General features: G+C 41.9%; 17 protein-coding genes. 9 read left to right on the top strand and 8 right to left on the bottom strand.

Annotated elements, in window-relative coordinates; genetic code table 11:
• Positions 1–444: 444 nt before the first annotated feature.
• From fabF to B3P16_RS22150, 3 genes are all read right to left on the bottom strand, one after another.
• Positions 445–1683 (bottom strand): beta-ketoacyl-ACP synthase II, encoded by a 1239-nt coding sequence (fabF, locus tag B3P16_RS22160; RefSeq protein ID WP_286801519.1) that lies wholly within the window; start codon positions 1681–1683, stop codon positions 445–447.
• Between the two features lie 60 nt (positions 1684–1743).
• The gene (locus B3P16_RS22155; protein WP_286844351.1) at positions 1744–2337 is read right to left on the bottom strand and encodes a TetR/AcrR family transcriptional regulator; all 594 of its coding nucleotides are present in this window, start codon (positions 2335–2337) and stop codon (positions 1744–1746) included.
• 84 nt (positions 2338–2421) lie between these two features.
• Positions 2422–3006, bottom strand: coding sequence for a helix-turn-helix transcriptional regulator (locus tag B3P16_RS22150; protein WP_286801522.1), 585 nt, complete (start codon positions 3004–3006; stop codon positions 2422–2424).
• 229 nt (positions 3007–3235) lie between these two features.
• Between B3P16_RS22150 and B3P16_RS22145 the strand changes: the two genes are divergently transcribed.
• The 5 genes from B3P16_RS22145 (at position 3236) to B3P16_RS22125 (ending at position 7876) form a co-directional block, all read left to right on the top strand.
• Positions 3236–3862: a superoxide dismutase gene (locus B3P16_RS22145; RefSeq protein WP_286801523.1), complete on the top strand. Its 627-nt coding sequence runs from the start codon at positions 3236–3238 to the stop codon at positions 3860–3862.
• 1 nt (position 3863) lies between these two features.
• Positions 3864–4361, top strand: coding sequence for a DUF2480 family protein (locus tag B3P16_RS22140; RefSeq protein WP_286801524.1), 498 nt, complete (start codon positions 3864–3866; stop codon positions 4359–4361).
• Positions 4361–4915 carry an NADPH-dependent FMN reductase gene (locus B3P16_RS22135; protein WP_286844350.1) on the top strand — a complete coding sequence of 185 codons (555 nt, stop codon included), beginning with the start codon at positions 4361–4363 and terminating at the stop codon, positions 4913–4915. Before B3P16_RS22140 ends, B3P16_RS22135 begins: the two co-directional genes overlap by 1 nt.
• A 357-nt stretch (positions 4916–5272) precedes the next feature.
• Positions 5273–7237, top strand: coding sequence for a sensor histidine kinase (locus B3P16_RS22130; protein ID WP_286844348.1), 1965 nt, complete (start codon positions 5273–5275; stop codon positions 7235–7237).
• 12 nt (positions 7238–7249) lie between these two features.
• The gene (locus B3P16_RS22125; RefSeq protein WP_070569509.1) at positions 7250–7876 is read left to right on the top strand and encodes a LuxR C-terminal-related transcriptional regulator; all 627 of its coding nucleotides are present in this window, start codon (positions 7250–7252) and stop codon (positions 7874–7876) included.
• A gap of 9 nt (positions 7877–7885) precedes the next feature.
• On the opposite strand, the gene cydB is transcribed toward B3P16_RS22125, so the two are convergent.
• Both cydB and B3P16_RS22115 read right to left on the bottom strand, forming a co-directional pair.
• The gene (gene cydB / locus B3P16_RS22120; protein ID WP_286844346.1) at positions 7886–8962 is read right to left on the bottom strand and encodes a cytochrome d ubiquinol oxidase subunit II; all 1077 of its coding nucleotides are present in this window, start codon (positions 8960–8962) and stop codon (positions 7886–7888) included.
• A 6-nt stretch (positions 8963–8968) separates the two neighbouring features.
• Complete coding sequence (locus B3P16_RS22115; RefSeq protein WP_112374156.1) at positions 8969–10306, bottom strand: cytochrome ubiquinol oxidase subunit I; 1338 nt, start codon at positions 10304–10306, stop codon at positions 8969–8971.
• Between the two features lie 225 nt (positions 10307–10531).
• On the opposite strand from B3P16_RS22115, the gene B3P16_RS22110 reads away from it, so the two are divergent.
• The 4 genes from B3P16_RS22110 (at position 10532) to B3P16_RS22095 (ending at position 18104) form a co-directional block, all read left to right on the top strand.
• Positions 10532–11518, top strand: coding sequence for a hypothetical protein (locus B3P16_RS22110; RefSeq protein ID WP_286844345.1), 987 nt, complete (start codon positions 10532–10534; stop codon positions 11516–11518).
• A gap of 439 nt (positions 11519–11957) precedes the next feature.
• Entirely contained in the window at positions 11958–15053 is a 3096-nt protein-coding gene (locus B3P16_RS22105) for a SusC/RagA family TonB-linked outer membrane protein (protein WP_286844343.1), read from the top strand.
• Positions 15054–15085: 32 nt separating this feature from the next.
• A complete protein-coding gene (locus tag B3P16_RS22100; RefSeq protein ID WP_115047983.1) occupies positions 15086–16696 on the top strand; it encodes a RagB/SusD family nutrient uptake outer membrane protein in 1611 nt (536 codons plus the stop codon).
• 73 nt (positions 16697–16769) lie between these two features.
• Positions 16770–18104: a sulfatase-like hydrolase/transferase gene (locus B3P16_RS22095; RefSeq protein WP_286844341.1), complete on the top strand. Its 1335-nt coding sequence runs from the start codon at positions 16770–16772 to the stop codon at positions 18102–18104.
• A gap of 100 nt (positions 18105–18204) precedes the next feature.
• Here B3P16_RS22095 and bglX read toward each other — a convergent pair whose 3' ends face one another.
• From bglX to B3P16_RS22080, 3 genes are all read right to left on the bottom strand, one after another.
• Complete coding sequence (gene bglX / locus B3P16_RS22090) at positions 18205–20481, bottom strand: beta-glucosidase BglX (RefSeq protein WP_286844340.1); 2277 nt, start codon at positions 20479–20481, stop codon at positions 18205–18207.
• Positions 20482–20646: 165 nt separating this feature from the next.
• Positions 20647–22032 carry a glucoamylase family protein gene (locus B3P16_RS22085; protein WP_286844339.1) on the bottom strand — a complete coding sequence of 462 codons (1386 nt, stop codon included), beginning with the start codon at positions 22030–22032 and terminating at the stop codon, positions 20647–20649.
• A gap of 76 nt (positions 22033–22108) precedes the next feature.
• Entirely contained in the window at positions 22109–23539 is a 1431-nt protein-coding gene (locus tag B3P16_RS22080; RefSeq protein ID WP_112374162.1) for a RagB/SusD family nutrient uptake outer membrane protein, read from the bottom strand.
• Positions 23540–23544: the final 5 nt, after the last annotated feature.

Raw genomic sequence — 23544 nt, 5'->3', positions numbered from 1 at the left:
AATGCAACAATGGGTAGAACTGAAATCATGGGATTTTTTTAAGCAAATACGGTTCAAGTAGAAATCAAATTATCTCTTTAGACAGTACTTGTTCAGTGATCGTTCAGTGCTTGTTCAGTGATCACTCAGTAGAAACTGAATAACGAGTGACGAATCACTGTCTAAAAATTGATTGAAAATTGTGATTAGCTATAAGTTGATATGCAGATGTGATGCTAATTCTATACCCATTCGACTCCTGGAAATAAACCTAAAGACCTTCAAACAGGAATAACGATTCAAAAAAGCAGATCTATACGTGCAATTGATGAAAAAAATAGGCGAAAAAAAAAGGTTTTCAAACGGGGAGAATGAAAACCTTAAATAACCAATTATAAACCTAAATTATGATGCTACAAAGATAGTGTGTTTATTACACTTTGTCAAGATTTATTTCAAAAAAAATTAAATCTTTTTGAAGACGATACTCGAATTGTGTCCTCCAAAGCCAAAGGCATTGCTCATTGCGGTCTGAACTGTTTTTTCCAGGGGCTGATTGACGACAATATGAATTCCTTTGGGAATATCGGGATCGATATTTTCGATATTAATTGTTGCAGGAATTACATTATTGTTGATGGATTTTATGGCAATGATTGCTTCGATAGCGCCGGCAGCTCCTAGTAAGTGGCCTGTCATTGATTTGGTAGAACTGACCCAAAGATTGCCTGAGTTGCCAAAAGCCCGTTGCACGGCTTTAAGTTCGGCAATATCACCAACAGGCGTTGAAGTCGCGTGGAGATTTAAATAGTCAAGCTGGCTCGCATTGATTTTTGCTTCGTCCAAAGCTAATGACATGGCTTTGGCTGCCGCTATCCCTTCAGGGTGGGGCGAGGTCATATGGTAAGCATCGGCGGTCATTGAAGCTCCAACAAGCTCCGCGTAAATTTTTGCGCCTCTTTTCTTGGCATGTTCATATTCTTCTAAGATGAGTGCTCCGGCACCTTCTCCCATGACAAAACCGTCACGATCGCGGTCAAAGGGCCTGCTTGCAGTCTGTGGACTATCATGTCGGCTCGACATGGCTTTCATGGCAGAAAAGCCGCCAACTGAAGCCGGGGTGATGGGGGCTTCTGAACCGCCGCTGATGAAGACTTTGGCTTTGCCGAGCCTAATGTAATTAAAAGCGTCCATAAAGGCCGTATTGGATGTGGCACAAGCTGATACGGTGGTGTAATTGATTCCTTTTAAGCCATACTTCATTGAAATCATGCCTGAAGCCATATTCACAATAAGTCTAGGAACAAAGAAAGGACTGAATCTCGGTTTATAATCTCCCGTTACGTAAGCCTCAACTTCGTTTTCGAAAGTTTCCATTCCACCCTGACCAACACCCCAGATTACACCGATATCAAATGGATCCATGGTATCGAGATCTAGTCCCGAATCTTCCACCGCCTGCGCTGCACTGTACAAAGCATATTGCGTAAAGAGATCACTTCGTTTAATCTCATTTCTATCTAAGTATTTTTCGGGTTGAAAATGCTTAATTTCACTTGCAATCTGTGTTCGAAACAACGAGGCATCAAAACGGCTAATAAGCGTTGTGTGGTTCTCGCCCCGTAAAATGTTGTCCCAAAATATGTCTATATTTTCTCCCAGCGGGTTAATCGTTCCCATGCCAGTTATTACTACTCTTTTCATCTCTTTTTTTTGATATAAATCTATTAATATACCAATTGGTATTTGTTTTTGTAAAAAAAATTACGCCTTGATCTCCCGATCCACCATATCCTTCATTTTATCCAATACAATGGCAAGATCTTTGGCTCGGCCGGAAATCTTGGAAAGCAGGATTCCGCCTTCAACCATAGCCATAAACGTAATGGCATAATTTTCGGTAGAAATATGCTGTTTAAATTCGCCGCTGGCAACTCCTTCTTCAAGGATTAGAATTAACCGCTGTTTCCAAAGGTCAAAAGAGCGTTTGACTTTAGGTGTTAGAAAAGACAGCGAGTCATCGGCCTCTACGGCCGCGTTCATCATAGGACAGCCTCCTGAAGCTGCGATATTTTTGAAATTTTCCTTGTAGAAATCTAGAAAAGACAAGAGTTTTTTTAACGCTGTTTTTTGCTGTATAATCTGCTGATTAACGGCTTCGGCGATTTTTTTGCTCTGATAGGTATACACATGAGTACCCAGGTCATCTTTGTCCTTGAAATTACCATAGATACTTCCTTTTGTTAATCCTGTCGCTGTCGTGATGTCCGAGAGCGAAGTCGCAAAATAGCCTTTCTTATTAAAAATGGGCGCAGTTTTTTCAATGATATATTGCCGTGTCTGTTCTGCTTTTGACATGTTATTCCTGTTCTTTTAATGCAAATATAAAAAATACTTTTTGGTATATTAGTAATTTGTGCAGGAATGTCTTAGAAATTGGTTTTATTTCGCCTTTGAAATGCGATAGGTACAGCGAGGCGCGTTTTCGATGATGTATTCTGTTCTGCAGATGCGAAAGGCCGGACCGATGAGTTGCTGGAAATTATTCAGTTCTGACCGGCAAAATCCCTGACATTCGGTCGCTGCGGCACATATGGGGCAGTGATTTTCAATGAGAAGATAATCGTCGGCTTCTTTCCTCCATTCAGCCATATAGCCTTCCTCTGTTCTTTTTGCGGCTATAATTTCAAGTTTTTTTTCGATGGATTCGATACCTGATAGCGCTTCAGTATATTTCTGATATACCTTAGACTCCCGGTCACTAATCAGTAGATCCAACGCATTCTCGCCAAGCACCTGTTTGATCGACTGCAACAATTGTACTGTAATGTCGGCATGACTATCTGGGAATCTTGCCATACCCTGTGGCGACAGACTGTAATAAGTCGAGGGGCGGCCTATACCTTCGCTACGGGCATTGGATACGATCAGGTTTTGATTCGCGAGGTTCAATAAATGTTTACGGGCGCCTTCTTTTGTTATTGCCAACGCTGATGCAATCAAAGCTGCAGTGGCTTCTCGGCGCATTTTTAATAACATTAATATTCGATCAGCTGGACTTTTCTGCATTTGACAATAAAAAAGTTGTTTTATAAACTATTAGCAAAGGTAGTATTTTTAATTTTTGTTCTAAAATTTGTTTTAAACAGATGTTTAGTCTTTTTGAATTAGTTTTATGACTTTAATAAAACAACTATTAAGTTGTTTTATTAAAATTGATTCTCTAGTTTTGACTTATCATAAAAACAATAATACTATGCATAAATTTCAATTACCCCAGTTACCATATGCCTATGCGGCACTTGAACCCTATTTTGATCGCGAGACCATGACGATTCATCATCAAAAGCATCATCAAGCTTATGTTGACAACCTAAATAAAGCATTGGAAGGCACGGAAAGCGAAGCTAGCACGCTATTGGATATCCTCACAAGCGTCAGTACATATAGCCCGGCAATCCGCAATAATGGCGGTGGTCACTTTAACCATACGTTATTTTGGGAAATCTTATCGCCCAATCCAAAAACGGTACCCACAGGGAAGTTAGCAGATGAGATAAATGCAGCCTTTGGTTCTTTGGAGGAACTCAAAGCCAAGATTAAAAATGCGGGGCTTGGGCAGTTCGGTTCGGGCTGGTCCTGGCTTTATGTCAAGCATTCCGGTGCCTTAGATGTCGTCGCAACCGCCAATCAGGATAATCCGCTAATGGATACACAATCCATCAGCAGGGGTTTCCCTATTTTGGGTGTCGATGTTTGGGAGCATGCCTATTATTTGAAATATCAGAATAAAAGGGCCGATTATTTAGATGCATTTTGGGCGCTTTTGGATTGGTCTGTTGTTGAACAAAAATACGATGCTGTGATTGCAGGTTTGGTTTGATATGTTTATAAATAAAGTTGAAAACACGGGTATATTGGCTTTAGATCTGATTGATTTTAAGCCCAAACTCGCTATCCTAAGTTTGGACATCAAAACATTGTTGTATCAGGAAGCAATCGTTAAAGAAAAGGAATTCAGAGAAGCTTTGACCGCGGTTGACTGGTCTACTTTCCAAAATAGGGCCGTTGCCATTAGCTGTTCTGTCGATGCAATTATCCCGCCTTGGGTCTATATGGCCCTGGCGGAAAAACTTCATCCTGTTGCAGTGTATTACGATTTTAAGACGGTAGAGGCTTTGGAAATAGACCTGTGGATGCAGGCTTTGCAAGCAATGGATCTGTCGCATTTTCAGCAGCAAAAAGTTGTCATACGGGCCCGTCCGAATATTCCAGCGTCACTTTATATGTTGGCGACGGAACGTTTGATTCCTATTGTGCAGACCTTGATGTATGGTGAGGTTGGTATGCCAAAAGTTATTTTTAAAAAAGGGAAAGTATAATGAAAGCATTAATATTCAATGGCGCCTTGGAAAGAAGGCAAGAATCTACTTCGGGAAAATTGTCACACTATTTTTCCGACCAACTAAACCAACGAGGTGTTGAAAATACGATTTTTAATCTGGCCGATAGCGGAATACCCTTATTTGATTTGAGTCTCAATCGGGTACCCAATGCCGTCAAGATTATGAATACTCAGTTTCTAGAAGCAGATGTACATTTTTGGTTGTCTCCGCTTTATCATGGAAGTATTCCCGGTGTGATGAAAAATTGTTTGGATTGGCTTGAAGTCAGTGCTAAAAATAAACCGGCTTATCTGACGGATAAACATATCGGACTGGTGTGTTGGGCCGATGGTGTACACGCACTACAGGGCATTAATGCAATGGATGCTATCGCGAAGTCGCTCCGCGCCTGGACATTGCCTTTTAGTGTGCCTATGATGAAATCTATGCTTTTTGAGCCGGATAATCCACATGTGGTATCTTCGGCTTACCAATGTAAGCTTGACTTGCTGATCGATATTGCTACGAAAAAGAGCAGGGAATATCGTTGATAAAAAAGCCTCTCGAGCGATCGAGAGGCTTTTTTATCAACGGAAGATGTTTTAGCCTATATTTAAATAGACTGGCCAAATCCTGTATGGAAAATTAATTTCAAAAAAGTAGAAGAATATCTTTAGCAATTCATCGCGGAGATATATCTTTGTTTTTTGGATCCGCTAATTGACTATGCGGTTTTCCGACCTACGTTTTCTACTGTCGACTTTGACAAAGCCGGATCGACCGCAAATTTAGACGTAGGGAGAAGTCTTGAACCACCATCAGACTTTCTTGTTGCATATTATGAAACCATTGGCTGAAAAGGCCCCATTTAGTTTAATTGTTGAAATGATTAAGAAATTGGATTAATAATGTTTCAGTTGAAAGAGTTAACGAAGATAATTGCCTTTTTTATAGTATACTTTACTGTGCATCTTGTAAGTGCACAGAGTTTTCTGCCATTGGATGAAAATAGATATCGATCTGATGCGGAAAGGTTATTGCTGTCGAGTTCGGATGACAGTGTGAAGGCAATGCAGTATTTTTATTTGGCAGATTACTATCGATTTAGGGATACGACCAAATTTTGGGATCATATGCGGGCGGGGGAGCGTTTCGCCAAACCATTCCGGAGTTTACAGGCGATGGGGGCACTCTACAAAAGCTTTTATTATGGACAATTTCTGGATAGTAAAAATGCCGGAGTTGAAGCCCAACGATGTGTAGACCTCCTTGGAAATGCGCAAAAACCTTTTCAGCAGGGCCTTTTGGCCAAAGCTTGGTATAATCTGGGCTTGATTCGATTTCCTAAAAAAGGATTTGCTGATTTTCTGGATATCCTAAACGGGAAGTGCCTGCCTTATGCCAAAGCACATGACCCCATCATGGAAGGTAGTATAAATACGATGATCGGCATGACCTTTATGTCGTCCAATCAGCTTGCAAAAGCTGATGAATATCATCAATTGGCCATCAAGCAACTCGAGCAGCAACCGCCGAGTACAGCACTTGTGGTGGCTTATCTCAATACAGTCAGCAATTATTGCTATCAGGTGAAATCTAAAGAAGCAAGAGTGCTACTGGATAAAGTCAAACAGCTCTTGAAAGATTATCCAAATTCTTCGCAATTACCCAATTACTATTACAATGAGGCGCTTTATTTTACCACAAAGCAACAGACTGATGAAGCCCTTCGTCTGCTGGATATCGGGTTGGATTGGTCGGTGAAAATGAACAATTGGAAATTATTCCAGATGATGCGGTTCAGAAAGTTTAATGTGTATCTCCTGCAGAAAAAGTATGCTGATGCTAAACTACAGTTGGAGGAAATCGTAAAAAATGGATTATTAACGCGAGATCTTTACAACAGTAAAATTGTGTACAGTCAACTGGCGGCTGTAAATGAGCTGATGGGTAATTATCAGGATGCGCTGAAAATGTCCAATAAGGCAAATCAGCTATCCGACAGTATTCAGAAGGTCCAATTGTTGGAGAAAATGAATGAGATGGAAGCAAAATATAAAACCGTAGAAAAAGAAAAAGAGATTCTGAATCTGCGCGCAGAAAAGGAACGCAACCAATTTCGGATTTTCCTCGTTTTGGGTATTGCCGTTTTGCTTTTCTTTATTGTGCTATTTGTTACTTTTTCCTATCGAAAACAACGGAAGCTTAATACACAGATACAGCTCAATCACGAAATCGCATTGGACAAAATGGAAAAGGAAAAGCAGTTGCAAATTTCGGAATCGATGCTAAAAGGAGAGGAGCAGGAGCGTCAGCGTATTGCCCAAGATCTGCACGATAGCATAGGTGGCATGTTGACAGGTTTAAAATTTAAGATTGCCGGCGATGTGGCAAAGAGTACGCTCTTGAGAGATGAAGTGCCGCAGAAGTTGAACGACATCTTAGGCGAAGTAAGGCGGATATCCCACAATCTGATGCCCGAATCGTTGCGTCAGTTTGGACTGATAGCAGCATTGGAGCAATTGTGTATGGCGATGAAAAATAGTAACGTTTCGATCCAGTTTGAGAACTACGAGCCTGAATTGAATGTGGACTTTCAAAAGGGGTTGGCCCTGTATCGAATTGTTCAAGAAGCTATTTCAAATGCACTAAAGTATGCAAATGCAGATTCAATTATCGTTCAGGTAAGTAAATCGGAGGAAGTACTCCATATCCTCGTTGAGGATAATGGCAAAGGCTTTGATTCTGCTGTGTTAAATTATGGATTGGGTTTAAATAATATGGTCAACAGGGTGAAATGGATCAATGGATCAATTGATATTCAGAGTAAGCTTGGATCTGGAACGCAGATCGAAATTGGTGTAACGGTTTAAATAAGCGGAGTCATGAAGATAATTGCAGTGTTAGACGATCATCCCTTATTGTTGGAAGGTGTCGCTTCTTTTCTCAATAATCAGGATGGGTATCTCGTATACCCCTTTTTGGAAGAGATTGCGTTAATTGAATTTTTAAAGATCACGGGGGCCGATCTCATCCTGATGGATATGCAGCTGTTAAAGACAAATGGGGTGGATGTCTGTACACAGGTGAGGAAACTGTTTCCGATGATTCCCATTGTTGCATTGAGCAATTTAGCCGATGGAAACCTTATTTTTCAGTTTATGCAGGCTGGTGGAAATGGCTATATCTTAAAGGATGTTACCAACGAAGAATTCCTGCGCTGCGTAGAGCTCGGGCTCGATGGGAAAGAGGCCGTTTGTGATCGGGCAAAAGAACTTTATCGTGGTGCAATTTCGACGATCAGCGGTCTACCTCGGCTTACACAGCGTGAAAAAGAGATTTTGACGTTGATCTCCAAGGGACTTACGACGAACCAAATTGCTGAACAGTTGTTTTTAAGTCCAGTTACGGTTGAAACGCATCGGCGCAATCTCCTGACTAAATTCAAAGTTAAAAATATGATTGAGCTCGTACAGCTGGCAATGAAACATAAGTTGTTGGGACTCGAATAGAGACCGCTCTCAATGTTCGCCGTAACCCACGTCATCCAACTTACCTTTGAAGACCCTAAATTGGATGATAAAATAGGCAATCACCAGAATTGCGGCAAACATAAACCAGCCTAAACCTACGGAAAGACCATATTCATGCGCCGCCGCATTTTGAATCGTCAAGGAGGGGTTTACGTCATTCGTTGAAGGCAATACTATCGGGAACATGGAAGCAACGGTCGTCGCAAAGCTCCCCAGGATAAAAAGGGATGAAAATAGGAAGCCTATACCATCTTTTTTAAAGGTTTTGATCCAAAATTGTCCAAGTAATCCAACGGCAGCTATCAAAGGGAATATCCATAGCCAATAATGATTTTGAAGATTGTTAAGGGAGATGGGCTTCACATAATGCCATACATAGGCCGATAGTATGACAAGAATAAGCAAGACAAAGTTGAGCTTAAAAACAATGTTCTTTAGTCTCGTGTTCAATGTACTGGATGTTTTCAGAATGACCCAGCCTGCGCCGTGGATGGTTAATGTAACGACGGCAACTAAACCTAATATGATAGTGAACCAGTCTATGATGCCTTGATGTTGGGCTAATGGGTCAAATGTCGGGTTCCAAAGTGCCAAGAAGAAATAGTGCGGCTCTTGGGTAGATACACCATTCTCTACCATACCCAGGTTTACTCCGCGAACGACATTGCCCAGCGCGGCGCCAAAGAAAAGTGCCAGCAACAGGCTTGCTAGGCCGAAAGCCTTATCCCATAAAGCTTCCCAAAGACGATGGTGAACCTGACCTCTGAGTTCAAGACTTATTGCTCTAAAAATAAGTAACCAAAGTACAAGCATTAGGGGAAGGTAGAAACCACTGAAGGAGGAGGCGTAGAGTGTGGGGAAAGCAAAAAATAGGACACCACCAGAAGCGATGAGCCAGACTTCATTGGCATCCCAAAACGGCCCAATTGAGTTGGTAACAGCTTTTTTCTCCTGTTCGGTTTTAGCAAAGAATAGATGGACAATTCCCGCTCCAAAATCGTACCCATCGAGTACGATATAAATTCCCAGCATAAAAGTTAATACGATAAACCAGAATATTTCCATAGCTAATTAGGTTAATGCAACTGTCGTTTCAGGACCTTTTCTAATGATCTTCAAGACTAACATCAGAAATAACAAGCCCAAAAGAATGTATAAACCGACGAAGCCGAGAAAGGTAAATAATGTATTTCCGGAAGATACGGTAGGGGATACACCGTCTACCATTCGCATGAGATTATAAACAAGCCAAGGTTGCCGCCCCAATTCAGCTGTATACCAACCTGCAGTATTCGCGATGTATGGAAATGGAATCATAAACATGATGATCCACAATAACCATTTGGTTTGATACAATTTGTTCCGCCAAAGCAGTAGCGCTCCAAGAACCATAATGCCGATGAATATGGTACCCAGCCCTACCATGATGTGATAGCTGTAATACAGTCCGGGTACGTTGGTTGGATGTAAGGACTGGTCAAATTCATTTAATCCTTTGATTTCTGCATCCCAGCGCTGGTAGGTGAGGAAGCTCAAGACATTCGGCACCGCTATTTTATTGTCCAGCTTTTTGTTTTCCATGTCGGGTTGGCCGACCAGGATAATCTCGGATCCGCCTTGCTCCGTTTTGAAAATGCCCTCCATGCCGGCAAAGGCTGCGGGCTGATATTTGACTACGTTTTTGGCGGCAAGGTCTCCCGTAGGAAATGCCAACATAACCGATGAAATGGCGCCGAAGATGACGCCACTTTTAACGAATATCTTTCCAAACTTACTATGCCGGTCGCTTAGGAGATAGAAAGCTCCAATAGAGGCCACAAAAAAGGAACTGGTCACCAACGAAGCGGCTTGATTATGTAAATAAGATGGCCATAACCATGGATTATTGAATAATGCACTAAAATTGTTCAGTACAAATTTGCCATTTTCAAGAATCTCATACCCAACAGGGTGCTGCATCCAGGAATGTGTGGCGATAATCAGGAAACCACTGGCCCAAGATCCGATAAAGACCATGAGTCCGGATAAAAAATGGAGCTTATGCCCCAGCAACTTCTCTCCAAAAAGAAACATCCCCAGAAATGATGACTCCAGGAAAAAGGAAAACATACCTTCCATGGCTAAGGTCTGTCCGATAATACCACCCGTAAGTTCAGAAAATTTAGCCCAGTTGGTACCAAATTGAAACTCCATGGGGATACCTGTTACAACGCCCATGGTGAAGTTAAGCGCAAAGATTTTCATCCAAAATTTGGATGCATGGTTGTAATCTTCGTTTTGTGTCCGCAGAAATTTCCATTTGAAATAGACGATCATGAGGGATAAACCCATGGTCAATTGAGGGAATAAATAATGGAATGTAATCGTAAATGCGAACTGAAGTCGATTATAGAGAATCATATCTTCCATGTAGCCGAAGTTTTGGTTAAAAGACAGCTAAATATAACCTTTTATTTGCGTATATATCCATGAAGCCGTTTTATTTTTTGATAAAATAACGGGATTTTTATTGTTTCTGTACGCATTGTAAAATCTGAACCTCAATAGCAGATATCAATCAGCGTAATCTCTTTTTTATCTTATCTTCGCCCGAATTTAAAACGGACTTGAACGGTAGAAAAGAGCATTAGGGAAATGAAGAAAGTGCTGATTTTGATGGGTATTTTATTGATACCTATATTTTTTATTGTATTGAATAATACGGGGCGGGGTACAATCGCTAAAGATAATATTGTGTTTCGAGATAAATTATCTGATTACAATTTATTCAAAGGCAAAATTGCTGATCTTGTTCCAAACGACCAGGGAATTTCCTATGAATTAGCCTCGACCTTATTTACAGACTATACCGATAAAAAGCGCGTCATCTTTCTTCCCAGGGGAAAAAAAATGATCGCCTCGGATGATGGTTTGCCCAGCTTCCCCGATGGTACCCTAATTGCCAAAACATTTTTTTATCCGCAAAAAGATGCGGCCGGAGATGTGCGACAGCAATTGCTTGAAACACGGCTGTTGATTTATAAAGACGGACAGTGGAATGCAGCAACCTATCAATGGAATGTAGCCCAAGATGAAGCTTTGTTGTTGATGGACAGTGCTTCAGTGCATGTTTCGTTTTTGGACAGCAAAGGTGACGAACGACAAACAAATTATATTATTCCTTCACGAAACGATTGTATGGCATGCCATCGACAAGGAAATCAGCTGTTTCCGATAGGTCCAAAGATCAGAAATCTGAACCGGATAATCGGTCACGATGGTGACAGCATCCAGCAACTGGTGCAGTTGACCAAACAGGGGGCTCTCGAACTGAAGTCCTTGAAAAGCTTCACGAATTTACCGAGTTATGATGACCTTGCGCAATCAACTGCAAGTCGTGCGCGAGCTTATTTGGAAATCAACTGTGCCCATTGTCACAATCCGAAAGGGACAGCCTACATGACCATGCTGGATCTTCGTTATGAAAGCCCCATGCATGAAACTGGAATTTGGTTGAAACAAGCGAAGATTATTGGACGGATGTCTACATTGGGAGAGATGCATATGCCTCAAAAGGGAACCACCGTACTGCATGATGAAGGCATCCTGCTGATTAAAACCTATCTAAAAACTTTAAAATAAGCGTTCATTGCTTATCCTTAATCGGTAACCTTTTACGGCTACCAGTCTGCTTATATAGTCCCTCTGCAGGTCTCGTATATTTATTTTAAGAAAATCTATAGAATTAGTAGATTATATTAAATTTACTCCTATATTTGTGAAAAGATAACAGATCGCTGTTGAAAATATGCATTACTTTTCAGCGTGGCGTATTAACACATTATTATGGAACATATCAATATTAGTAAAAGCACATTTTTCGTAAGTATTACTGCAAAGTCTCTGAAGGCTAAATCCCCTGATGTAAGAAAGATGCGAATGTGTCATATAGGATAATTTCCCTTATCTTTTCTCAAACTGACAGCAGGGGAGGCGCTCGCTTCCCCTCATGTCTTCAAAATAAAAACAAGTTTTCGATTGGCGTTGGCACTTGTTCGTATTCACCATTAATACTTTATCTATGAAAAATCTTAGGGTACTCCGGTATTCTACCTTGTCGCTATGTTTATTGTTATCTGGCGTTGGGCATCAGGTATATGCGCAAACAGATGTTAAACCGATTGTCAATGCTTCCTTATCAGGCTATGTATATGATAGTCAACGTAAGCAGTCTCTTGAAGGCGTAACCATTCAACTCGAAGCTGTAACGCATGTTGTTACAACAGATCAAAAAGGTTTTTTTCAAATTGTAACGGGACAGAAATTACCATTTTCCATTACACTCTCGCGCATTGGCTATAAGAAAAAGTCCTTGTTAGTTTCCGAATCTCCCACAAAAATTGAATTAGAGCCAGTTACACAGGACCTGGATGAGGTGGTGGTTGTTGGCTATGGAACTCAGAAAAAAATCTCGTTGACCAATTCAATCGCCAGTATTGATGGTGATAAATTGACGAAAAGACCAGTTTCTAATACGCAGCAGGCTTTGCAGGGCTTATTACCGGGGGTGACTGTTCAAGACCTTGGTGGAAAACCAGGGCAATCGGCTGCCAATATTCGAATTAGAGGATTGACGACATTTAATACCAATTCGAGCAGCACCAGTGGATATGATCTCAGCAAGAATAATGCTTTGGTCATTGTGGACGGAATTGAACAACCCTGGTCCAAGTTAAACCCCAATGATATCGCTTCAATTTCAGTCCTGAAGGATGCGGCTTCCACGGCGATATATGGATCACGTGCGACCAACGGTGTAATTATTGTAACTACCAAAAGTGCAAAATCTGGACATGTTGTGATTGATTATAATGGCTACTACGCCTTACAAAAATCAATCAACACCCCAAAGCAGATGGACGCCGTATCCTACCTCCAATTGCAACAGGACGCCTACCGTAACGCGGGGCTGGCGGTGCCGGCGCGATTTACTGACGAATCAATAACGGCTTATCGGACTGCGACCGATCGCGAAAAATATCCTTTACCGAATACATGGTTTGATACACTGTTGAAAACAGCTCCTCAACAAGACCATGCCTTGTCATTCGCAGGTGGAAATGACATTCTACGTTCTAGATTGGCGGTTCGTTATAATAAACAGGATGGTATTATTGATTATTATGGCGCTGAACTGGCGGATATTAGGCTAAACAACGATTATAAAGCAAGCTCTTGGCTTAATTTTACAGGAAGTATAAACTACCGATATAGCAAAGCCGCTGAGCCTGGACGTGATCCGATCAACAACTTTCTCCACGGCTCCATGTGGGTGGTCCCCAAATATGATGATGGTACCTACGGATTAAGTACACAAGGAAATAATCCTTTAATGTTGATTGAGAAAAGTGGTTTTAAAAAGGTTAATGAAAACTACTTAAGCTCCATCGTTAAAACCGACATTCAATTGTGGAGAAATTTGTTATTTACGTCCCAATTTGGTGTAAGAGTGAACCTAAATAATACCAAAACCTTTTTGAACGCTTTTGACAATAAGGACCGAAATACAGGTATTGTAAAAAGTTTTCCGATCAATTCATTAAACGAAATTCGTGATAATAGCAGCGAGTATACATGGAACAATCTGTTGACCTATCAATTGGCGGCTGGGCCAAATCATATTAAGGCACTTGTTGGCTATTCACAGATTCACAATTATCAAAATTACTTAACGGCTTATCGCGAAAGATTCTACAATAATGATATCACCTCTATCGGACAAGGAGCTGATGATGCGACCAAAAACAATAATGGATATGATGTGCAGTATGGCTTGCGTTCGTTTTTTGGTCGGGTAAATTACGATTGGGATGGCAAGTATCTGCTCGAAGTGAATGGGCGTTACGATGGTTCATCCCGTTTTACGGGCGACAAGCAATATGGTTTTTTCCCTTCGGCATCAGCAGGATGGCTCTTATCCAAGGAAAACTTTTGGGAACCTATTCGAAATTCGTTGAACGAATTCAAATTGCGTGCTTCCTGGGGCAAGACAGGAAACCAATCGGTAGATTTGTATAGTTATTATTCTGCCCTCATTGCGGCAGGATATGATTTTGGGGGTAAATCTGTACAGGGGTATCGACTGGACAGTTATGCCAATCAGCAATTGGGCTGGGAGTCTACGATGCAGTATGATTTGGGCTTGGATGCCGCTTTCCTAAACAATCGCTTGACTTTTACCCTGGATTACTATAAAAAGGTAACTGACGATATTCTACTAAATCTGGATATTCCTGCCGTTTTGGGATTAAAGCCTTCACCCCAAAATGCGGGAACAGTACTGAATCGCGGTTGGGAATTCAGCGCAAATTATCAGAAAAGACCAAGTGCGCCTGGGGCTTTTGCTTACCAGCTGAATGGAAATTTAAGTATCAACCATAATGAAGTAACCGATCTAAAAGGTACTGGACCCTACATTGCCGGATCGGATATTGACCCAAGGTATATTATTGCTAAAGGACTTCCGATCAACACACTTTGGGGATATAAGACCGATGGTCTCTTTCAGTCTGCGGAGGAAATTCAAGCTTATGGCGCTACGTATGCTACAAATACGAAGCCCGGAGATGTGAAATATGTGGATTTGAACGGCGACGGGGTGATCAATGCAAATGACATGGCCGCTATTGGCAACTCTTTCCCCAAATATACCTTCGGAATAAATGGGAGTTTCACCTTTAAGAATTTTGATCTTGATCTGCTCTTTCAAGGTGCAGCAAAAGTCGATACCCGATTGTCAGGAGCATTGGCTGAGATGGGAAATCAGGAAGGCTTTACACACGAAATATTTACAAACAATTATTGGACACCAACACATACGGATGCACGCTTTCCGCGCGTGGTCAAATATGATTTGCGTAATGTCGCAACCTCGGACCGTTTAGTGGTTAACGGTTCTTACCTGCGGTTGAAAAACATACAGGTTGGATATACAGTGCCACTACATGCTATCGGAAAGACAGCAATCAACAAACTTCGGGTATACCTATCCGCGACGAATTTATGGACAATTTCAAAATTGAATGAATGGAACCTGGATCCTGAAGCGGAATCTGGACGAGCGGTATATTATCCGCAAACCGGCCTTTATACACTGGGCGTCAATTTGACGCTGTAGTGTGATTGTTAATAATATATAATTGAAAACGAATGAAATTTTACAACTATCTATATCAAAAAAGAAACCTGATTTTCAGTTTCGGACTGTTTTCGCTTATGCTGATTAGCTGTGATAAGAATCTGTTAGATGCTGTACCTACCGACCGCCTGTCGGAAAATATATTTTGGAAGAGCCAAGCCGATGCGGAGCTAGCTGTAAATGCGCTCTACAACGACCTGGATGGAGCAGAAATCTTCTATTCCGATGCATTGACGGATATAGCCCATGTCAATCAGCCTTTCGCTGTGGATGCCTATATTGAATTGGGTACCTATGATGCTTCAAGTTCTCGGTTGTACAACACCTGGAGCAGTGCCTATAAAGGAATCGGTGCAGCCAATTACTTTTTGGCGAATGTTGGTAAAATCGAGGGCAGCAAAGATGAAACATTGATTGCTCGATATATCGGCGAAGCGCGCGTGTTAAGAGCCTATCAATATATCAAATTGGCCTATTTATTCGGTGCAGTTCCTCTGGTAAAGGCACCATTGACACTACAGGAAGGAAGAGAAGTACAACAAGCGACGCTATCTGAAATCTATGATTTTATCGACAGCGAATTGGAACTGGCTGCGGCAAGTTTGCCTGAAAGCTACTCCAGTAACGATATCGGACGCATAACCCGTTGGGCCGCATTGGGCCTGAAAGCCCGGTCGGATTTATATGCAGGACGTTTTGCAGCAGCAGCAAAGGCAGCAAAAACGATTATCGATGGCAAACGATTCGAGCTTTACCCTTCGTACGCAAATCTGTTTACGTATGCAGCTGAAAATAACAAAGAGGTATTGTTGGATAAGCAATTTCTGGAGAATATATACACGCAAAGTGTCTTTAACCTCTTAGCCTCCTATAGCCAACAAAATGGGCAGAGTACCTATGTGCCTACCAAAGCCTTGGTCGATAGCTATACCACATCCAAAGGTGATTTAATTACGGATGCCAATAGTGGTTATGATCCCAAAAATCCCTATAAAAATCGTGACCCGAGGCTTGCTTTTTCAATTTTTTTGGATGGCGATCCACTTCCAAATGGAGCAATTTTTCATCCAGCACCAAATAGTGGGACTGCCGATGCTGTGGGGAGCACCTATATTGCTTCTACAACAGGTTTCAATATAAAGAAGTATATCGATAAAAAGGATTTGGCAAACCCTTCTAAAAGTGGCTTGAATATTATACTATTACGTTATGCTGAGATATTATTGACCTATGCGGAAGCAAAAATTGAGCTCGGCGAAATTGATGGCAGTGTTTACGATGCCATCAACCAAATTAGAAATTCACGAACGGATGTAAAACTTCCAATAACAAGTAATCAAGCAAATCAGGAGCAACTTCGCCAGTTGGTTCGTCGCGAGCGTACGGTGGAACTGGCATTTGAGGGGTTGCATCTCGCGGATATAAGACGATGGAAAACTGCTGAAAAGGTTGTTCCTGGTAAAGTGTATGGCATCACCTATCAAAATAATAACGGAGAGGCAGTTGTCGTTGAAGCAGCCTCCGAAAGCCGTGTTTTTGATGCGAAAAAGCATTATCTCTGGCCCATTCCACAACGGGAAATTAACCTCAATCCGAATTTAAAACAGAATCCAAATTGGTAAAAATTGTTATCTTGTGGCACGAATCCAATTAACTCATACAACTATGATGCGATACACTAAATTTATGACCGCTATGGCTTTATTTTTACTGGTGGCTTTTGCCAATGCCCAGCAAAAAAAGCCTAATATTATCTTAATTTTGACCGATGATCTCGGATATAGCGACCTTGGCTGTTATGGAAGTCCGAATATTTCAACCCCCTTTTTGGATTCGATCGCCAGTAAGGGCGTGAGAGCAACAAACTTTATGGTTTCTACGCCCTCGTGTACACCTTCAAGAGCTTCTTTATTAACCGGGAGATATGCTTCACGTTGTAATCTTCCAGCACCAATCGGTCCAGGCTCAGATTTAGGCTTGCCTGATGAAGAGGAAACGATTGCCGAATTATTAAAAAAGGTAGGCTATCGGACAGCATTGGTCGGAAAATGGCATTTAGGAGATAAACAAACTTACCATCATCCTAATCAGCAAGGCTTCGATTCTTTTTATGGCATGCTGTATAGCCACGATTACCGCGATCCTTATGTAAAGACCGACTCTGTCATTAAGATCTTCCGGAATCGGAAACCTGAAGTCGTGGCACCCGACGATTCGGATCTGAGCGCACTTTATCACAAAGAAACAGTGAAGTTTATCGAAGATCAAGATAAAGATCATCCATTCTTTTTATACTATGCGCATAATTTTCCGCATCTTCCTTTGGCATTTGCCAACAAAAAGAACCGATTTGCAGATCAGCAAAATGCAGGCCCTCTGGGTGCGGTGATGCAGGAGCTGGATCATAATTTTTCGGAGCTCTGGAAAACGGTTGAGCGAAAAGGCCTCGCCGATAACACCATTTTAATTTTTTCAAGTGATAATGGTCCCTGGATAGCTTATCCATCGCGAATGTCTGACGATCACGCTACAAAGAACTGGCATGTGGGTACTGCAGGTGTCTTCAAAGGTTCTAAAGCCGAAACAACAGAAGGTGGCGTCCGTGTACCGTTCATTGTTTATGGAAAGGGCTATGCCCAAGAAGGGAAAGTTCTTCGACAGGCAATTAGCAACTTGGATGTGTTGCCGACCATCGCCAAATGGACCGGTGCATCATTGCCGAAGAAATCTATCGATGGTCAAGCGATCGATTCTTTATTGAACGGCAAATCGGAAGATTTAAAAACAGCACATAGACCAATATTTTTAGTGAATTATGGACATGTTGAGGCGGTTCGGTCAGGTGACTGGAAGTATCGTCGGATAGCGGGTGGAGTCAATCAGATTTCGGGTAAACCTTATGATGCTATTGAAGAACTACATAACATTGCCTGGGATCCGAGTGAAAGAACCAATATTTTAACGGAATATCCAGAAAAAGCGGCGGAATTGCGTTTATTGTTTGAAAGCTTTGATGGGAATATGGAGTAGCTAGAAATAGCAATGACTAAACATAGACATCGTTAAACATAGACAAGGCGGCACTTATTTTCGAAGTGTCGCCTTGTTTTTTTATAGAGATGCAATAGATTTAAAGCAATTCAAACTCTTTTTCTTTGACATCACGGCTGTTGGGACCAATGTAGACTTTGAAAGTTCCTGGTTCGGCAACGTAATTCAGATTGTTGTCAAAAAATTTGAGATCATCTACTTTGATGTTAAAGTTTACCGTTTTTTGCTCTCCTTTTTTGAGGAATATTTTTTGAAAGCCTTTTAATTCTTTTACAGGACGCGTGACAGGACCAACAACATCCTGGATATAGAGCTGCACGGTTTCTTCCGCATCATAGTTTCCTGTATTGCAGATGTCGATACTTGCTAGCAGCGTACCTTTATCGTCAATTGTGTTGCGGTCAAGACGAATTTCACCATAGGTAAACGTCGTATAACTTAATCCATAACCAAAAGGGTAGAGTGGGGAATTGCTTACATCGAGATAATTTGATTTGAATTTTTCAAAATCGCCCGAGTTTCCGTAGGGTCTACCGGTGTTTTTGTGCGCATAATAGATCGGAATCTGACCAACATTGCGTGGGAAGGTGGCGGTAATCTTACCTGAAGGAACGACGTCCCCAAATAAGACATCGGCTACTGCTTTTCCTGTTTCCGTTCCGCCAAACCACACATTTAATATGGCTGGTACGTGAGCATCTTCCCAAGTAAGCGTAAGTGGTCTACCCGTAAATAACACCAATACAACTGGTTTTCCTGTTGCCAGTAATGCTTTTAACAGGTTCTGTTGATTTTTCGGAATATCCAATTCGGAGCGACTGGAGCTTTCACCCGACATTTCTGATGATTCACCAAGGGCAGCCACGACCACATCGGATTGTTGAGCAACTTTTACAGCGTCTGCGATGATCTCCTCTTCTTTTCGGGAATCGCGTGTTATGGTACGGCCAAACATGGTTGCATGCTTTTGGTAAATTGGATCTTCCAACAGATTGCTGCCCAGGTGTGTGAGGATATTGACTTGATTACCCAACACGGCTTTCATTCCCTCCACTAAAGAGGCTGTTTTGTCCAATTCAGCACTGACACTCCACGTTCCGGGCATATTTGGACCTGAATTGGCTAATGGACCAATGACAGCAATTGTACCTGTTTTTTTTAAAGGAAGTGCTTGGTTTTCATTTTTCAGCAAGACAAAAGATTTTGCTGCAATTTCCCGGGCTTTTGCATGATTGGCAGCCGATCCGATTACAGTTTTTGCCCGTTTTTCGTCACAATAGCGGTAGGGATCGTCAAATAAGCCTAATTTATACTTGGCTTCCAAAACAAACCGGCAGGCCCTATCGATGTCTGCTATTTTGACCTTGCCCGCATCTAAAGATTTTTTTAATGTCGTCAGAAACCCTTCACCGACCATATCCATATCAACGCCAGCATTCAGGCTTAAGGCCGAGACCTGTTGGAGGTCACCGAGGCCATGTGCTGTTAATTCGTTTACAGCAGTGTAATCAGTTACGACTAATCCTTTAAAGCCCCATTGCTTACGTAACACATCCGTCATTAACCATTTATTTGCCGAGGCAGGGACACCATTGATATCGTTAAAAGAAGTCATGATACTTCCTGCTCCCGCATCTATCGCTGCTTTATAAGGAGGTAGATATTCGTTGTACATGCGGTGAAGGCTCATATCCGTGCTATTGTAATCACGACCACCTTCTGCTGCACCATATAAGGCGAAATGTTTGACACAGGCCATCATGGTGTTATGTGCTGCCAGGTTATCCCCTTGGAAGCCATGGACGATGGCTTCTGCAACTCGCGAGCTTAGATAGGTATCTTCACCCGCACCTTCGGAAATACGGCCCCAGCGTGGATCGCGCGAGATATCGACCATGGGCGAAAATGCCCAATTAATTCCATCAGCGGTAGCTTCTTCGGCGGCAATACGTGCCGATTGTTGAATCAAGTTCATATCCCAGGTAGCAGCAAGACCTAAGGGAATTGGGAATACCGTACGATAACCGTGAATGACATCCATCCCAAAAATGATGGGTATTTTTAAGCGGGATTGCTTGACGGCTATTTCTTGCGTTTTGCGAATTTTCGCTGGTGTGCTCATGCTGAAAATACCACCGATTTGGCCGTTTCTAATTTTGGTATCCACATCGGTGGATACAGTGGTTCCAGTTGTCGCTTCGCCACCGGTTACCAAATTAAGTTGTCCAATCTTTTCTTCGACAGTCATCTTAGCCATAAGCTGATCAATGAATGTGTCCATTTTCGGATTGGATTGCGCTGGACTTGTATGCCAGGCGAGCAATGCAAGAAGGAAAGTACCTACTACTTTTTTCATCGTATTATTTTTTTTGTGCGCGTGGATTTTGCTTTCCGCGCAATAGGGTAAGTTTATGTCAAGTGCTCAAGATGATCCCTGAGTTTTCTTGATCAGATGTCCTGTTATTTTCGTGGAAGGAACCATTTTCAACGTGTGACGGATTGAAAATGATTCCATAGGCCACTACTTTAAATAAGGACTGGTAAAACCGAGTTTCTTTAGTCCTTGTTGAATTTCTGGAGCCTGCATAAATAGGTCCCAGATTTTTCCGGTTCTGTAGTTTTCGATCATGACAATAATAGGCCCCTGATCGATGGCTAAATAACGTTGTGGATACCAATTTGCCGTTTCACTGTAGGCATCATAGTAGCCATATTTACCCCAGATTTTATTGCCGAGCTGATTGTTTAAGTATTGTGCAAACTGTATGCTTTCATGTGGGGCGTAGGGCATAGACGATAAAGCCGCTGTAGGGGAGATCACACCAGGATCGTTGTCTGGATGATGTGCATCGTAACCGTTGATGGAATAGCTGGCCGTCCAGCCCCAACCTTTCGTTGAACCATAGCCTTTGTACCCTTTTGGGTTCAGATCGGCGTATGCCAAATTGATCTTAACATGATTGCTTGTCGCCTCCCAATAATCTGCGTATTGGTCTTTTAATCCTTTGGGGCTCAATCCTAGATAGGAGTAATGTTCCCAGAAGAGCGGGCCCACTTCACCTTCTTTGGCATTGTGCTTTAGCACGAGTGGAATGTCATATTTTTTAGCGGAGCTTTTAATTGCACCAGATCTTGCCCATCCCTCGTGATACACCTGGGGTGCAATCGGATAAGTAGGGGATGAGGCTGCCAAAATATAGGTAATAAGACACTCGTCATATCCTCTGACGGGATGATTTTGCTGGAAGTTAAATTTAGGGCTCCAATGCCAATAAATAACATTTTGTCCGTTTGTATAGTGATTCCAATTGATTTCTTTCCATAGCTTATCTGCTTTTTGAGCGATTAGTTGGGCGGAATCACCTTTATCTTTTAGATACTCCCGAATTGCGATTAATCCCTGCGCTAAGAATGCCGTTTCAACAATGTCGCCACCGTTATCTTTTTCACTGAACGGTTTCGCTGTACCCAGTTCACCATCGTACCAGTGTGCCCAGGCTCCTTTAAACCGTTCGATTTTGCCAAGATAATCCATGATGTGATTCAACTTTTGAATGCCTTGTTCCTGGCTGATAAAACCACGTTCCATCGCGACGATCATACCCATGAGTCCGAAGCCACTACCACCTATGGTCACGACATTACGATCATTTTGGGTGTAAACACCATCCATATGAATGCGTTCTCTAGCGAGACCAGAAGTTGGTTCGGCGCCCTCCCAAAAATATTGAAATGTATGTTGCTGAATAGTGGTCAATAGCGAATCTTCATTGATCTTGCTTCCACTTGTTGAATCAATTTTTGAGGAACTTTCTGGACTGCTCGTCGTTGTATTTTGGCACGAACTGCTGAGAATAAGCGCCAAAGCTATACCGCTAAACGCTGGATATGCTATTCGTTTTCTCATGGATATCTTGTTTAATTCTTGAAAAAATGTTCAAACGACCATAGGTCGTTTGAACGGAGTTATTTTGTATAAATGATTACCAACCGGTATTTTGCGGCATTTCTGGTGTTTGAATACGTTGATTCTCTGGAATTGGAAAAAGTAACATTTTATCCTGGAAAGTTTTTCCATTGGCAGCCATGGCTGTTTTTGCCTGTTTTGTACGCACCAGATCAAACCAACGGTCGTGTTCAAATGCCAATTCAAGACGCCTTTCTTTCCAGATCAATTGACGGAGCTGCGTTTGGTCGGTTGTTGTTACATTGGCTAATTTTACGCGTGTGCGTACGGTATTTAATGCATTCAGCGCTTCACTGCTATTGCCAACCTCATTTGCGGCTTCGGCCAGGATAAGATAAATTTCACCCAGACGGAGGTAACGTACGTTTTTATCACCGTCAGCGGCACCTCCATTTGCTGAGGAATACGCTTTTTCATTATACATTGGGTTTTCTACACCATTGTCAATCAGACGGCCATCGTAAAGGGTTTCACCCCTGAAAATAATTGTGGCATCCCGGCGGATATTGTCTTTTTCGGCATTGAAGGCATCCAATAAGTTTTGGCTTGGGATATTAAAACCCCAGCCTAAGTTGACCGCTCCTCCACGAGGTGCCTGTACTTGACTATATTGTTGGATACCATGTGCGATAGAGGTGCCCCTTGCTTGAAATTCAAATAATGATTCGGGACCATTTTCACCAGCCAAACGCCAAATTGTTGCGTAATCCGGTTCGAGACTATATCCTCCAGATGTGATGACAGTTTTCGCCATGTCGGCAGCTTGTTGCCATTTGCTTTGATACAAATAGACTTTCGACAATAACCCTTGTGCGGCACCTTTGGTCGCTCTACCTAAATCTTTTGCAGCATAAGCAGATTTGAGTGGAAGATTGTTGATAGCAAATTGTAAATCCGCTTCAATATAGGCGTAAACTTCAGCTGCGGGTTCTCTTTTTATTAAATCACGTTCTTGGATAGGAACATCGCCCCATCCGCGGACAAGATAGAAATAGTTCAATGCACGCAGAAAACGAGCTTCGGCAATCAATCTGTTTTTATAAGCTTCGTCTGTCAGTCCAAATTTTTCTGTGTATGCAATAGCTTGTGTAGCCCGCCCTATGGATTTATACCAACGTGTCCACATGGAAAGAAAGGAACCCGTTGTTGAAGTGTAAGTCAACTCGTCTAAACTTAACTTGTCACCACCGGCATCTGTCGCTGAACTACCTTTATCCGCATTATCGGAAAGCATGTCCGTGATACCGATGTAAGAGAAAGAATAATCCCAATCAGTAAACATTCCATATACACCATTGACAAATTGCTCGGGTGTGTAGATTTCTTCACTGTCTTCGGCTTCAACATATTCTTTAGAAGGTACATCTAAGAAGTTGTTGTCTTTACAGCCTTGCAATGCAATGCCCCCACTAAGAAGAATTGCTATATAAAGTTTGTTAATTTTCATTGTCT

Source organism: Sphingobacterium sp. UBA7631 (assembly GCF_002483935.1).
In the GTDB taxonomy this organism is placed as follows: domain Bacteria; phylum Bacteroidota; class Bacteroidia; order Sphingobacteriales; family Sphingobacteriaceae; genus Sphingobacterium; species Sphingobacterium multivorum.
This window is presented reverse-complemented; position numbering and strand designations above follow the sequence as displayed.